The organism is Corallococcus sp. NCSPR001, from assembly GCF_017309135.1.
Taxonomy (GTDB): Bacteria; Myxococcota; Myxococcia; order Myxococcales; family Myxococcaceae; genus Corallococcus.
The window spans coordinates 8,558,418-8,572,125 of record NZ_JAFIMS010000002.1 but is presented as its reverse complement, the minus strand read 5'-3'; the positions used below and the strand labels follow the sequence as shown (position 1 = coordinate 8,572,125).

At 70.7% G+C, this 13,708-nt stretch carries 10 protein-coding genes; 2 read left to right on the top strand and 8 right to left on the bottom strand.

Annotated elements, in window-relative coordinates:
• The first annotated feature begins 1 nt into the window (after position 1).
• Positions 2-2,737, top strand: a complete 2,736-nt coding sequence (gene acnA / locus JYJ93_RS36490; RefSeq protein ID WP_206799232.1) for an aconitate hydratase AcnA — start codon at positions 2-4, stop codon at positions 2,735-2,737.
• 75 nt (positions 2,738-2,812) lie between these two features.
• Here the strand turns inward: acnA and JYJ93_RS36485 are convergent, their stop codons facing one another.
• The 8 genes from JYJ93_RS36485 to JYJ93_RS36450 all read right to left on the bottom strand — a co-directional run bounded on the left by JYJ93_RS36485 (position 2,813) and on the right by JYJ93_RS36450 (position 12,257).
• Entirely contained in the window at positions 2,813-3,235 is a 423-nt protein-coding gene (locus tag JYJ93_RS36485; protein ID WP_120576859.1) for an HD domain-containing protein, read from the bottom strand.
• Between the two features lie 31 nt (positions 3,236-3,266).
• Entirely contained in the window at positions 3,267-3,890 is a 624-nt protein-coding gene (locus tag JYJ93_RS36480) for a hypothetical protein (protein WP_206799230.1), read from the bottom strand.
• Positions 3,891-3,916: 26 nt separating this feature from the next.
• A complete protein-coding gene (locus tag JYJ93_RS36475) occupies positions 3,917-5,044 on the bottom strand; it encodes a PilW family protein (RefSeq protein ID WP_206799228.1) in 1,128 nt (375 codons plus the stop codon).
• The gene (locus JYJ93_RS36470; RefSeq protein WP_206799227.1) at positions 5,041-5,640 is read right to left on the bottom strand and encodes a type II secretion system protein; all 600 of its coding nucleotides are present in this window, start codon (positions 5,638-5,640) and stop codon (positions 5,041-5,043) included. Before JYJ93_RS36470 ends, JYJ93_RS36475 begins: the two co-directional genes overlap by 4 nt.
• Entirely contained in the window at positions 5,637-9,875 is a 4,239-nt protein-coding gene (locus JYJ93_RS36465; protein ID WP_206799226.1) for a hypothetical protein, read from the bottom strand. Before JYJ93_RS36465 ends, JYJ93_RS36470 begins: the two co-directional genes overlap by 4 nt.
• A gap of 207 nt (positions 9,876-10,082) precedes the next feature.
• Positions 10,083-10,475, bottom strand: coding sequence for a peptide chain release factor-like protein (locus tag JYJ93_RS36460; RefSeq protein ID WP_120619592.1), 393 nt, complete (start codon positions 10,473-10,475; stop codon positions 10,083-10,085).
• 86 nt (positions 10,476-10,561) lie between these two features.
• Positions 10,562-11,272: a hypothetical protein gene (locus JYJ93_RS36455; RefSeq protein ID WP_206799225.1), complete on the bottom strand. Its 711-nt coding sequence runs from the start codon at positions 11,270-11,272 to the stop codon at positions 10,562-10,564.
• An 85-nt stretch (positions 11,273-11,357) separates the two neighbouring features.
• Positions 11,358-12,257, bottom strand: coding sequence for a histone deacetylase (locus tag JYJ93_RS36450; RefSeq protein WP_206799224.1), 900 nt, complete (start codon positions 12,255-12,257; stop codon positions 11,358-11,360).
• A gap of 131 nt (positions 12,258-12,388) precedes the next feature.
• On the opposite strand from JYJ93_RS36450, the gene JYJ93_RS36445 reads away from it, so the two are divergent.
• Positions 12,389-13,708 carry a vWA domain-containing protein gene (locus JYJ93_RS36445; protein ID WP_206799223.1) on the top strand — a complete coding sequence of 440 codons (1,320 nt, stop codon included), beginning with the start codon at positions 12,389-12,391 and terminating at the stop codon, positions 13,706-13,708.

Sequence of the window (13,708 nt, the reverse complement as noted above, 5' to 3'; positions counted from 1 at the left end):
CATGACGGACAGTTTCGGCACGAAGGCCCAGCTCAAGGTGGGCTCGGCGACCTACGACTATTTCAGCCTGGCCACGCTGGCGAAGGCCCACCCGGCGGTCAACCGCCTCCCGTTCTCGCTGAAGGTCCTGCTGGAGAACCTGCTGCGCAACGAGGACGGCCGCGTCGTCAAGCGCGAGCACATCGAGAAGATGCTCGCCTGGGACCCCAAGGCGGCCCCGGAGACCGAAATCTCCTTCCACCCCGCGCGCGTGCTGCTCCAGGACTTCACCGGCGTGCCCGCCGTCGTGGACATGGCCGCCATGCGCGAGGCCCTGGCCTCCATGGGCGGCGACCCGGCGAAGATCAATCCGCGCAACCCGGCGGACCTGGTCATCGACCACTCGGTGCAGATTGATTCGTTCGCCACCACCGCGGCCTTCAAGGAGAACGCGGAGCTGGAGTTCGAGCGCAACCGCGAGCGCTACGCCTTCCTGCGCTGGGGCCAGAGCGCGTTCAAGGGCTTTGGCGTGGTGCCGCCGGACATCGGCATCTGCCACCAGGTGAACCTGGAGTTCCTGGCGCAGGTGACCTTCCGTCAGGGCAGCACCGTGTACCCGGACACGCTGGTGGGCACGGACAGCCACACGACGATGATCAACGGCCTGGGCGTGGTGGGCTGGGGCGTGGGCGGCATCGAGGCGGAGGCCGCGCTGCTGGGCCAGCCCATCACGATGCTGATTCCGCAGGTGGTGGGCTTCAAGCTCACCGGCAAGCTGCCCGCGGGCGCCACGGCCACGGACCTGGTGCTCACCGTCACGCAGATGCTCCGCAAGAAGGGCGTGGTGGGCAAGTTCGTGGAGTTCTACGGCGAGGGCCTGAAGGGGCTGTCGCTGCCGGACCGCGCCACCATCGCCAACATGGCCCCGGAGTACGGCGCCACCATCGGCTTCTTCCCGGTGGACGAGGAGAGCTGCAACTACCTGCGCTTCACCGGCCGCCCGGATGACGTCGTGGCGCTGACGGAGGCGTACGCCAAGACGCAGGGCCTGTGGCTGGAGGCCGGCGCGCAGGACCCCGTCTTCAGCGACACGCTGGAGCTGGACCTGGCCTCCGTGGTGCCCAGCCTCGCGGGCCCCAAGCGTCCGCAGGACCGCGTGCCCCTGAAGGACATGAAGGCCGGGTACGAGAAGTCCCTGGTGGAGATGCTCGCCGCGGGCAAGAGCAAGGGCGAGGACGACGAGGGCCCCAAGGGTGGCGCGAAGGCCCCGGCCGCCGCGGTGCCCCCGGAGCGGCTGGCGCAGGCCGTCACCGTGAAGGCGGGCCGCCAGAGCTACCAGGTGGGCCACGGCGCGGTGGTCATCGCGTCCATCACGTCCTGCACCAACACGTCCAACCCGGCCGTGCTGGTGGCCGCGGGCATCCTGGCGAAGAAGGCCGTGGAGAAGGGCCTCAAGCCGCAGCCCTGGGTGAAGACGTCCCTGGCCCCGGGCAGCCGCGTGGTGACCGAGTACCTGCGCGACGCGGGCCTCCTGCCCTACCTGGAGGCCGTGGGCTTCCACGTCGTGGGCTACGGCTGCACCACCTGCATCGGCAACTCCGGCCCGCTGCCGGAGCCCGTGTCCAACGCGGTGGTGGAGGGCGACCTGGTGGTGGCGGCGGTGCTGTCCGGCAACCGCAACTTCGAGGGCCGCATCAACCCGCACGTGCGCATGAACTACCTGGCGAGCCCCCCGCTCGTGGTGGCGTACGCGCTGGCCGGTGAAGTGGGCCGCGACCTGGACAACGAGCCGCTGGGCACGGACCCCAACGGCCGCCCGGTGTTCCTCAAGGACATCTGGCCGTCCAACGACGAAATCAAGGAGACCATCCGCACGGCCGTGAAGCCGGAGCAGTTCCGCAGCCAGTACGCGAACGCCATGGAGGGCGACACGCTCTGGCAGCAGCTGCAGGTGAGCAAGGGCTCCACGTTCAAGTGGGATGAGAAGTCCACCTACGTGCGCAAGCCGCCCTTCTTCGAGAACCTCCCGAAGGAGCCCAAGGCCGTCCAGGACATCAAGGGCGCGCGCGTGCTGGCGCTCCTGGGTGACTCCGTCACGACGGACCACATCTCCCCGGCGGGCAACATCGCCAAGACGAGCCCCGCGGCGAAGTACCTCATGGCCGAGGGCGTGGAGCCCAAGGACTTCAACTCCTACGGCGCGCGCCGCGGCAACCACGAGGTGATGGTGCGCGGCACCTTCGCCAACATCCGCCTGAAGAACCTGCTCGTCCCGGGCGTGGAGGGCGGCGTCACGGTGCACATCCCCACGCGTGAGCGGATGAGCATCTACGACGCGTCCATGAAGTACCAGGCGGACGGCACGCCGCTGGTGGTGCTGGCGGGCGCCGAGTACGGCACCGGCTCCAGCCGCGACTGGGCGGCCAAGGGCACGCAGCTGCTGGGCGTGAAGGCCGTCATCGCCAAGAGCTTCGAGCGCATCCACCGCTCCAACCTCGTGGGCATGGGCGTGCTGCCCCTGCAGTTCGAGGCGGGCCAGGACGCGCAGTCGCTGGGCCTCACCGGCCACGAGACGTTCGAGATCACCGGCATCGCGGACGGGCTGGCGCCGCAGAAGAAGCTCACCGTGAAGGCCACCGGTGAGAAGGGCCCCATCGAGTTCACCGCGCTGTGCCGCATCGACACGCCGAACGAGCTCGACTACTACCGCAACGGCGGCATCCTCCAGTACGTGCTGCGCCAGCTCGCCAAGGCGTAGAGGCGCGTCACGCTGGCTTCGCGGCCCGGCCGCCCTCGCTTCATGAGAGGGTCGCCGGGCCGTCGTCTTTTCCGGCTACTCCGCGCGCAGGCGCGTCCAGGCGGCCACGTAGCGCGACAGGCGCTCGGCGTCCTTGGGCGTCACGTCCTTCAGCCGGCGCACGTCCATGTTGTCCTCCAGGTCCGCCAGCTTCACGCGGCGGGCCAGGGGGTGGGGACGCAGCCGTTCGATGAAGGCCTCGTAGCTTTCGCCCTCGCGCTTCGTCAGGCAGTCCAGCGCGGACAGCACGTCCTCCGGGTAGCCCATGCCGCGCAGGCGCTCCAGCGTGTACGGCGTGTCCTCCACCACGTCGTGGAGGATGGCCACGGTGCGCTCCGCGTCGGAGGCGAGGCGCAGCATCACCCGCATGGGGTGGAGGATGTAGGGCTGTCCTGCCTTGTCGCGCTGACCCTGGTGCGCGGCCACCGCCAGGGCGATGGCGTCTTCGAGCGTGGGCATGGGCGCAAGCTTCTCACGCCCGGCGGACGGCTCAACGGTTGAGGTTGCCGGAGCCCGTGCCGCCCGCCGTCTGCGCCGTGTAGGCGTGGCCGCCGCCGTTGTACTGGAGGATGCCCTCCACCGCGAGCGCGCTGGTGTCCTGCGTGTTGTCGCTCCGGCGCGGAATCAGCGTGTCGCTGATGCAGAGGGCGCCCACGATCACCTGTTGATCATTGTCGCGGTCCCACTCCGGGGCGAGCGGCTTGAACTCGTCCTCATTGTCCCGGATGTAGAGGTACACGTCGTCCCGGCCGTCGCCGTCCAGGTCCGCGAACAGCGCGGGGTTGACCGTCTTGATGGCCGCGCGGCCGTCGGCGGTGCGCGGGTTGGCGGGCGCGGTGTTGGTGGGCGAGGGGACGGGGTCGTAGGTGCCCGGCGCGCCCAGGAAGGTGTTCCACTGGGCGTAGTTGCGGCCGAAGTAGCCGCGCGCCAGTTGCAGGCCGCTCTCCGCGCAGCCCTGCCGCTGGCCCGTGCGGCTGAAGGTCACGGCGCGCGAGCGCTCGCTGCTGGCGTAGGCCATCACGCCCGCCACCAGGCCCAGGAGCACGGTGACGAGCAGCACGACGAGCAGCAGCGTGGCGCCGCGGGTGGAACGGGAAAAAGCGCGTGGGGACATGGGGGAGGGCCTCACGGAGGACGGGCTCACAGGCTGGCGGCGGCCAGGTTGGGCAATTCCGCCCGGCGGGAGAAGAGGCTGCGGAAGTAGCCGTCCGCGGGAGCCGTGGCCGGGGTGTGGTTCTCCACGGCGATGGGCAGGTCATCGGTCAGGACGGACTTGTTCTGCGTGTCGCGCCGGGGCGAGCGGCCGGTGGCCACCACGCTGATGCGCACCGAGCGCAGGCCCGGCGTGTACTCGGGCGCAAGGCCGTTCTGGAACTCGTAGCGGGTGGGGTCTCCCGTGTTGGTGGCGTCGATGCCGAACGTCACCTGGAGGTCCTCCACGAAGTCCTGCACCACCACCGGGTCGCCCATGTCCATGAAGGGGCGCCCCGACACGTCGTTGGCGGGGGTGCCCTCCGCGCGCATCAGCGCCTTGCGGCCGTTGTTCGCGTTCGTCCCGATGAAGAAGTGCAGCAGCCGCACGGGGTACACCAGGTCGCCCTTCTGGAAGCCGCCCTTGTGGGGCGCGTTGGAGAAGCCCGGCACGCCCGTCTCCAGGAAGTTCACCGTGGCCGTGGGCGGGCTGCTCGTCACCGACGTCTGGGTGAGCAGCGCGGCGCTCTTCATGTTGCTGGCCACCAGCATGGGGTTCGCGGGCGCGGCGCCGGCGAACGTGCCCGCGCAGTTGACCTCCAGGGCGCCGGTGCCCGGCTTCACCACCGTCATCGCCGCGCCCGGCGCGCAGTCGCGGCCCAGGTAGTTGCGGTCCGGCACCACCAGCCACAGGTCGTCACTGCCATTCGCGCCCGGCGCGTTGCCCGTCGTGGTGGCGGCGAGCACGCCCGCGCCCGCGCCGTCACCGCCGAAGACGGGGTTGATGCGCTGGAACGTTCCACCGGACACAATCCAGAGGCCCTCGGACATGCCCGCGCCGGCCTGGCGCACCGCGGACAGCAGCGTCTCTCCCGCGAGCCGCGCGTGGTCGTGGCTGTCCGCCACGTGCTCCGTGTTGTGCACCACGCGCCCGCCCGCCAGCAGCAGCGCGGTGGCCGCCGCCAGGACGATGGTGGTGAGCGCCGCGGCCACCATCGTCTCCAGCAGCGTCATGCCGCGTGCCCGTGCCCCAAGCGTCGACCGGAGCTTCGACCGGAGCTTCGACCTGAGCCTCATAGGACGAAGACCTCGCTGTGCACGATGGCGCGATCCAGGCTGTCGCCCTTGCGGTACGCGCGCGTCCAGAAGGTGAAGGGCAGCGCCCCGGCGGGCACCAGCGCCTGGGCCGCGGACGGCAGGTCCTTGGGCAGCCCCTGCGTCACCAGGACTTCACGGCAGTAGACGTCGCGGGGCAGCACCGAGTCCGGGGTGGCGGCGGTGCAGGGCGTGCCGGCGGGCACGTCCAGCGCGGGCTCCACCTGGCCCGTGGGGCGCACGCGGAAGTAGGCGCCCGTGCCGATGTCGCCCGCCTGCGGCGCGCTGGGGTCCAGCACCCAGGGCGACGCGGCCAGCGCCACGTCCGGCGGGAAGAGGGCGGGCCGGGGGACGGCCTGGTTGGCCAGCTCCATCTTGGACGCGAGCCACAGCCGCTGCACGCGCGCCTCCAGCAGCATGCGCCGGCCCTGGAGCACCTGGCCGTCCTTCACGTCGCGGGTGGCGGCCACCATGCCCATCACGGCGCCCACGGCGGCCAGCGCCAGGATGCCCGTGGCGATGAGCACCTCCAGGAGGCCGCTGCCGCGCCGGGCGGCGGAAGAGGGAAGGGCTCTCATTCGAGGAACCTCTGGCTCCAGTTGAGGAGCTGGTAGAGCACGCCGTTGTTGCCGTCCACGGAGTCCTTCGCGTTGGGGCTGGAGGCGCCGGTGTTGGTCGGGTTGTCGATGCGCGTGACGCGCAGGGCGCTCACCTCCGCGCCCACCACGTAGTCCGTGGACGCTCCTCCGTTGTCGCGGTGGTAGACGGCCACGCCGCCGTAGTTGGCCAGCGTCGCGCCGCTCATGGGCTGGATGGCCGCCTGCGTGGTCGCCGTGTTGCCCAGGTCGATGCTGTACGTGTGGCCGCCAATGGACGCGCTCAGCAGCATGGGGTCGTTCACCGACTCCTCCGCGGTGCTGAAGTACGCGGTGCGCCCGGCGATGGTGATGTTGCCGTAGACGTGCTCGGGCCCGGAGAAGATGAGCGGGAAGGGCGCGGGCTCCTGGAGCACGCCGTAGCTGACCGCCTCCGAGTGGGCCTGGTTCGCGCTGAGGGTCGCGCCGTCCAGCCGCTTGCCCTCCATGCCCAGCGGCAGCCGCAGGCCCGCGTCCAGCAGCAGCGCGTGGAAGCGGCCGGCCACCGTGTCCGGCACCCAGTCCATGCCGGCGGTGCCCACCAGGGCCACCATCTTGCCCTTGTACTGGCTGAAGGCGGACGTGTTCGCCGCGTCGAGCGGAATGCGCGCCAGGCCCACGTTGGTGCTGATGGGCTGGCTGGTGACGGGCAGCCCGCCGATGTTCATCGCCGTGTACTTGCAGGGCGAGGCCTCCGAGCACACGGGGCCCATGCGCGCCACGTTGATGTTCATGCCGGTGGACGCGTCCAGCTCCCAGAGCCGGCCCTCCATGTCGCCCACGTAGAGGCGCGCGGCGCCGCTCGAGTCCTGCGACACGGTGGGCGCGGCGGGCGCGCTGTTGTCCACGCTGCTGGTATAGGCCTGCTGCCACTGCCACAGCTTCTGGCCGGTGGCCACGTCGATGGCGAACACCTGCACACCCTTGGCGGGAGAAGCCGGGGAGCCCGGCGCCGCCAGCGCGCCGGAGCTGCTGGAGGCGACGAAGACGGCGTACACGGGCTCCATGCCCAGCCGGCCCACGCCCACGGACAGCCCGCGCGAACCGCCCAGGCCGCTGTAGTCATAGAGGCCGCTCGGCAGACGGCCGGGGTCCGAGCGCGGCGGCAGGAGGAAGATGCTGGAGTCCTCGTCCCAGGTGTACGTCCAGTCCGTGCCGCCCTGGGGCTTGTCCGCCAGCGCCACCGCGGAGTTGGGCGCGCTGGAGGTGGCGTAGTGGCTGCCCACCAGGTGCCACAGCAGCACGGGCTTGAGCGGGTGGGTGACGTCCATCGCGAACAGGTCGCGCCCCGTCTGTCCCACGTTGGCGACGAGCACGGTGTGCCACTCGCGGCGGCCGGTGCCCACGAAGTCCGCGAACACGTCGAAGACGGCGGGCGCGCTGTTCACCCGCGCGGTGTTGTTGCGCAGGCCCGCGAGCTGCGTGGCCGGCAGGAAGCTCCAGAGCTCCGTGCCCGGCGGGGGCGTGGCGCCGGAGCGGAAGCGCTGGGCGAAGTCCGTCTTGAAGCGCGCGCTGGCGTCCGGGTTGGGGAAGTTCAGGTTCTGCGCCGGGCCGTCATAGCGCGCGCCGCCGGAGACGTAGAAGGCGTGCACCTGGCCGTCCAGGCCCGCGGCGTAGGCCACCGTGGGACGGGGGGCGGTGCGGTCCGGGATGAGGGGGCTGGCCGTCACCACCACGGGCGACGAGTGGATGAAGCCGCCCAGGTGCGCCTTGTTGTCCGCGTCCTCGTTGTTGCACTGGGTGATGGAGGGCTCGAGGATGGGCGTCTCGTTGGCGCCGTCGTTGCCGGACACCGTGGCGTAGCAGTAGCCGCGCACCCGCTGGAGCATCATCGCCACCGCGTTGAAGTCCACGGTCAGCTGCGCCTTGTTGATGAGCTCGTTGGTGAGGCCGAAGTCCGCTCCGGCCAGCTGCGGCGAGTACTGCGTCGCCTGCTGCAAATCGCAGATGCCGTCCGGGCCCTTCACGAAGTCGTAGCGGAAGCTTCCGTCGCGCGTGGTGGCGCGGCCGAGCTTCAGCTCGTCCACGCAGCCGGAGTTGGGGACGGAGCCGTAGTTGTTGTTGATGCGCGTGCCGGAGACCTCCTCCGGCTTCCAGCCCACCTGCATCACCCCGTGCGGCGCGGTGCGGCCGGCGGGCAGCGTCGGGTTCACCGTCACCTCGCCGCCGAAGTAGGTGAAGAGGTTGCGCTCGCCGGGCGCGGGCATGCGCGCGTCCGCGTTCCACAGCGTGCCGTCCGACAGGGAGTTCTCCCCCGTGGACAGCGCGTCCCCGCCAATGAGCGAGTGCGCGCGCAGCGTGCCCGGGTAGTAGGGGAACACCCAGTGCGAGCCCTGCGCGGGCGTGTACGTGTCCGCGCCGGGCGGGTAGCCCGTCACGGCGTTGTAGGATGTCTTGAACAGCAGGGCGCGCGAGCCGTTGGTGTCGCTGCCGTTGGTGTCGTCCAGCGCGACGGGCGCGGACACGGTGCGCTCGCTCTGCAGCGGTTCGCTTCCCAGGTTGAGCAGCGTGTTGAGCACGATGCGCGTGCCCGCGACGCTGCCCTTGAAGTCGTGGCCCGCCAGATAGACGATGGTCGCCTTCTGCGGATCATTGTCCTTCTGGTTGAAGGAGAAGAAGTCGTGGCCGCGGTGGTTGTCCACCGCCACGTGCGCGGCGTTGTCGTACTGGTTGCCCGCGGCGTAGTTCACCCAGCTCACCGCCAGCCGCCGCACGCCGTTCTTGAAGGTCGTGCGGTAGTTCTCCGTCTCGCCCGCCACGTTGTTGAAGCGGAAGTCACCCATCTGGGAGAAGGGGTCGCCCGGGTTGGGGTAGATGATGCAGGCGGGCCGGGGCACGGACTCGGTGAGGTAGTCGGGGTCCGTGCAGTTGCGGCCGCTCCACGTGTCGCCGTCGGCCAGCTTGTTCTTCTCGAAGTTGACGTCACCCTGGAAGCGCGTGGAAGGCACCAGCCCGCCGCCCACCTTGTTGGTGTGCTCGTAGGACCAGATGCTGGTGCACTCGGCGAACAGGCCGTTGCCGCGCTGGTTGGTGAAGTAGGCGATGTTGTTGAGGACGTTCTCCGCCTGGTTGCCGGCGCCGTCGCCGTTGGTGCGGTACTCGGTGCGGGAGCTGTCGCCAATCTGCCAGTGCGGCGCCCAGAACACGCGGTAGCGCGGGCGCTGGGTGGTGGGGTCCACGGCGTTGAGCAGGCCGTTGGGGTACGCCGCGGTGGAGATGAGGTCCGCGTTGGCGTGGAGCGCGTCGTAGATGAGGCCGGGCTGGCCGCCGTTGAGGGTGCAGCCGCTGGTGGTGCCCTGCGGGCAGCCGCCCGCGCCCGGGAAGTCCAGGCCCGCGTTGCGCAGGTAGTCATCCAGCATGCCGCCCTTCACGAACGACTTGTCCCCGGGGTTGTTGTCGTGCCGGTCCAGCAGGGCGATCTTCGGGGGCACGCGGTTCAGCCGCCGGCCAATGGGCGCGTTGAACTCGATGGTGGCCTGGTGCAGGCGCACGTAGAAGCAGCCGCTGTTGTTGGTGAACGTGTTGCAGTTGCACGGGGTGCGGAACTTGTTCGGCGCGTCCGGCCCGGTGGAGGAGTTCAGGAAGTCGAGCGCGTTCTTCGCGTCCTTCGCGTCGATGATGAACGCGCCACCCATGTACTGGACGTCGCGGAAGCCGCTGGCGGTGTTGAGCGTCGTGGCCGTGAAGTTCGGCCGCGCCTGGTTCGTGTTGGTGGTGAAGTTGTCGATGTTCCCTTCGGGGAACAGGCCGCTCGGGGGCAGCGCCTGCAGGGGCGGCACCGGCACGACGGGCGCCGCGTCCGCGCGGGAGATGTGGAAGTCGCAGCCGTCATTCCAGCTGGGGTCGTTCCACTGGCCGTTGCGCGGCGGGGGCGGCTGGTGCTTGTTGGTGGGCACGCAGCGGTTGGGAGACCGCTTCGTGTCGTCGATGGCCAGGTACACCGTCACCGGGTGGTTGGCGTTGAAGCCGCCCGCCTCGTTGGACTGCAACAGGCGCCACACCAGGCCGTAGGCCGACAGGCTTCCACAGCCCTGCTGGAAGGTGGCCTGCTCCGGGATGATCAGCGCGCCCTGGCTGAAGGTGACGATGTCCGTCGCGGACGCCGGCAGCGCCGTCAGCAGCGCCAGGCCCAGCAGGATTCGCCGCGCCGCGGAGATTCTGGGGGGGATGGGGGCCAAGGGTTCACCGGGGGTTGGGGATCGACTGACCCCCTCGGGGTCGGGGGCAACCCTTGGCTTGTGCACACCGTGTGCCCCGGCGTGGGAGGCTTCCGTCCGGGGGAGGCCATGGAAAGAAACCGTGTGGCTGTGGCCAGTCGACGTCAGCGGCTACGCAAAGCTTGCGAGGTCCGCACGTCGTGCATAGCGCCCGGGACGCCTGGCCGCCTAATCCGCGAGCTTGCCGCCCCGGCCGGCCTTCTTCTCCGAGGTGCGCTTCTTGTCCTCCAGGCGACGGCGCTTGGAGCCCAGGGTGGGGCGGGTGGCCTTGCGGACCTTGGGGACGAAGGTGAGGGCCTGCAGGCCGGCGCGCAGGCGGCGCACGGCGGCGTCCTTGTTCTGGGACTGGCTGCGGCGCTCGGTGGCGGTGACGGACAGCTCCGTGGGCGGATGGCTGAGGCGCACGCCGCTGGCGGTGGTGTTGCGGTGCTGGCCGCCGGGTCCGGAGGCGATGAAGAACTCCACGTCGCAGACCTTCAGCAGGGCCTCGTCATCCAGGGCGAGGGCCTCCCGGGCGGCCTGGCGTCGAGCGGGTGCGATGGGCGGGGTCGGCGGCGTCATGGCGGTCCTCAAGTTAGCGCCGCGGAGACGCCGCCGGTACCCCGCCCCTGACACCCGGGCGGCGCGGGGTTCCCTCGAGGCCTGGCTCAGGTGAAGTTCAGGTTGAACGTGAAGCCCGTCTTGGCGGTGCGCCCGGTCTCGTCGGTGGCCACGAACTTCACCGCGTAGGGCAGGACGTTGAGGGAGCGGTCCGTGGTGACGCGCACCTGCGTGGTCGTCTCGCCCGGGGCCAGGGTGACGGGGTCGGAGCCGAGCCGCGTCGTGCCGGGCGTCTCCAGCGAGAGGGTGAGCGCGCCGGTGAAGCCCTCCGCGCGCGTCACCGTCACCGTCGTCTGGCCGGACTGGCCGGGCGTCACGTTCACCTGGCGGGGCTCCACGGAGATGGAGAAGGCCTCGTTGGGCTCCGGGGGCTCCAGGATGACCAGGGAGATGTTGCCCCGGGCGGTGACGTTGTTGGCCGGGTCCTCCGCGATGAGCTGCAGCGCGTTCACGCCGTAGCTCGTGACGCTGGGGGCCACCGTGATGGTGGCGGTGGTGCTGGCGATGGTCTCCCCTTCCGGGAGGATGAAGGGCGGGCCGAAGGTGACGCCCTCGGGGGTGATCGACGCGCTCACGCGCACCTCGCCCAGGTTGTCCGCGATGCGCTGGATGGCGATGTCATAGGGGACGGAGTCGCCGGGCGCGACGGTGACGGTGTCCTGGCCTCCCCAATCCAGGTGGTAGTAGGGCGTGTTGCCGCCACACCCCAGGGCCAGCGCACTGATGAGGACTGCGAGACGGGGGAGGGAACGCGGCATGGGAGGGCTCCAGGGGTGGCGAAGCGAAGGTTGAGCATGGGGCCGGGGCGCGAGCGCCCGCAAGCGGCTCCGGGGAAGGCGGGCGTCAGCGGAACAACGAACCGGCGGCCAGATAAGTCCCGACGTGGGCCTCCAGCGACGGCGCCAGCGGCCGCGCGTAGCCACCGCCCAGCGTGAGCACCACGGGGAGTCCGCGCTCCTTCGCCGCGCGCATGACGCGCAGGTCCCGCTCGAAGAGCCCCGCGTGGGTGAGCGACAGCCGGCCCAGGGTGTCCTCCTCCAGCGGATCCACGCCGGCCTGGAAGAAGAGCAGGTCGGCGTGCGCGGACTCCAGGACGTGGGGCAGGTGCGCGTCGAGCACGGCCAGGTACTCCGCGTCCCCCGCGCCGTCCTCCAGCCCCAGGTCCAGGTGCGAGGCGTGCTTGCGGAAGGGGAAGTTGTGCTCGCCGTGCATGGAGAAGGTGAAGACGGACGGGTCGCCCGCGAAGACGGCCGCGGTGCCGTTGCCCTGGTGCACGTCCAGGTCCACCACCACCGCGCGGCGGATGGTCCCTTCGGCCTGGAGCACGCGGATGGCCACGGCGATGTCGTTGAAGACACAGAAGCCCTCCCCGTGGTCCGGGAAGGCGTGGTGCGTGCCGCCGGCCAGGTTCGCGCCGAAGCCGTCCTCCAACGCGGCGCGGGCGGCGGCCAGGGTCCCGCCCACGGACGCGCGCGCGTTGTCCACGAGCCGCGGGGACCAGGGGAAGCCCAGCCGGCGCACCTCCGCGTCGGTGAGGGTGCCTCCGAAGAAGGCGTCCAGGTAGCGCGGGGTGTGGACGCGCTCCAGTTCGTCGCGCCCGGCGCGGGGGGCCTCGTGGAAGGCGGTGGGAGGGAGGATGCCGCGCTCGAGCAGGATTTCGCGCAGCACGCGGTACTTCTCCATGGGGAAGCGGTGCCCGTCGGGCAGGGGGACCAGGTACCTGTCGATGTGGAAGACGCGCACGGACCCGGGGCGTAACGCCCGTTCTCGAGGGGTGCAACCGGGGGCGTAGAACTTCCCGCGGGCCTGTCCGTTACAGGAGCAGGCGGCGCGAAGGTGCCCGCCCTCGCAAGTCCGTCACCCGGAGCCCACCCATGAACCTGAAGCCCCTCTCGCGGGCCGTCCTGACGGCCGCGCTCGCCACCGGTCTGTCCGCCCCCTCCGCCTGGGCCGTCACGCCCGTCAGCAAGCCGTCGTCCACCGCGAAGCCCGTCGCGGCCGAGAAGCCCTTCGTGGAGGGGACACCCATCAAGCCCACGAAGCCCACGGACACACCGGCCACCGGACCCCAAACGCCCACGGGGCAGGGGACGCAGGCTCAGTCCCAGGGCCAGGACGTGCAGGCCCAGCCGCAGGGGGCCCGGCCTGAAATCGAGGTGGCGTTCGTGCTGGATACGACGGGGTCGATGGGCGGCCTGCTGGAGGGCGCCAAGCAGAAGATCTTCTCCATCGCGTCGCGCATCGCGAAGGGCAAGCCCACGCCGCACCTGAAGGTGGCGCTCGTGGCGTACCGCGACCAGGGGGACGCATACGTGACGAAGCGCTTCGACCTGAGCGACGACATGGACTCCATGTTCGCGGAGCTGCGCAAGCTGGACGCGAACGGGGGCGGGGACTTCCCCGAGCACGTGGGGCGCGGCCTGGGCGAAGCGGTGTCGCTGCTCAAGTGGAGCCAGGACCGCGAGGTGATGAAGGTCATCTTCCTGGTGGGCGACGCGCCCCCCGCCCAGCGCGAGGCCGCCTGGGATTTCAAGATGTGGTCCAAGCGCGCGAAGGAGCGCCACATCGTGGTGAACACGGTGCGCTGCGGCGCGGATCCGACGACCGAGGAGTCCTGGCGCTACGTGGCGAAGCTGACGGACGGCACCTTCGACTCCATCGACGCGGCGGGCGGCATGGTGGCGGTGGCCACGCCCTATGACGCGGAGCTGTCCCGGGTGAACGCGGAGCTGGCGTCCAAGACGTTGTACGGAGGCCGCGCGGAGGCCCGGGCCATGAATGTCGCCCGCGCGGAGGCCACCAAGGGCATGGCGGCGGAGGCCGTCGCGGACCGCATCAGCTTCATGAAGGAGAGCCGGGGTGCGGGGAAGAGCGCCGCCAGCGCCGGGGCGGTGAGCAGCGCGCCCGCGGCCGTGGCGGGCGGCGTGGACCTGCTGGAGCAGCCGGCCGCGCTCGACACCCTCAAGGACGACGAGCTGCCCCAGGAACTCAAGGGCCTCAAGAAGGAGGCGCAGGCCGCGAAGGTGAAGCAGCTGTCCGCCGAGCGCAAGGTGCTGGAGGAGAAGGTCGCGAAGCTCGCCGCCGAGCGCGACCAGTGGCTCGCGAAGAACGCCCCCGCCAAGGAGGACGCCTTCGACGCCAATGTGATGAAGAGCGTGAAGACGCAGGCCGCGAAGTTCGGCGTCGCGTACTGA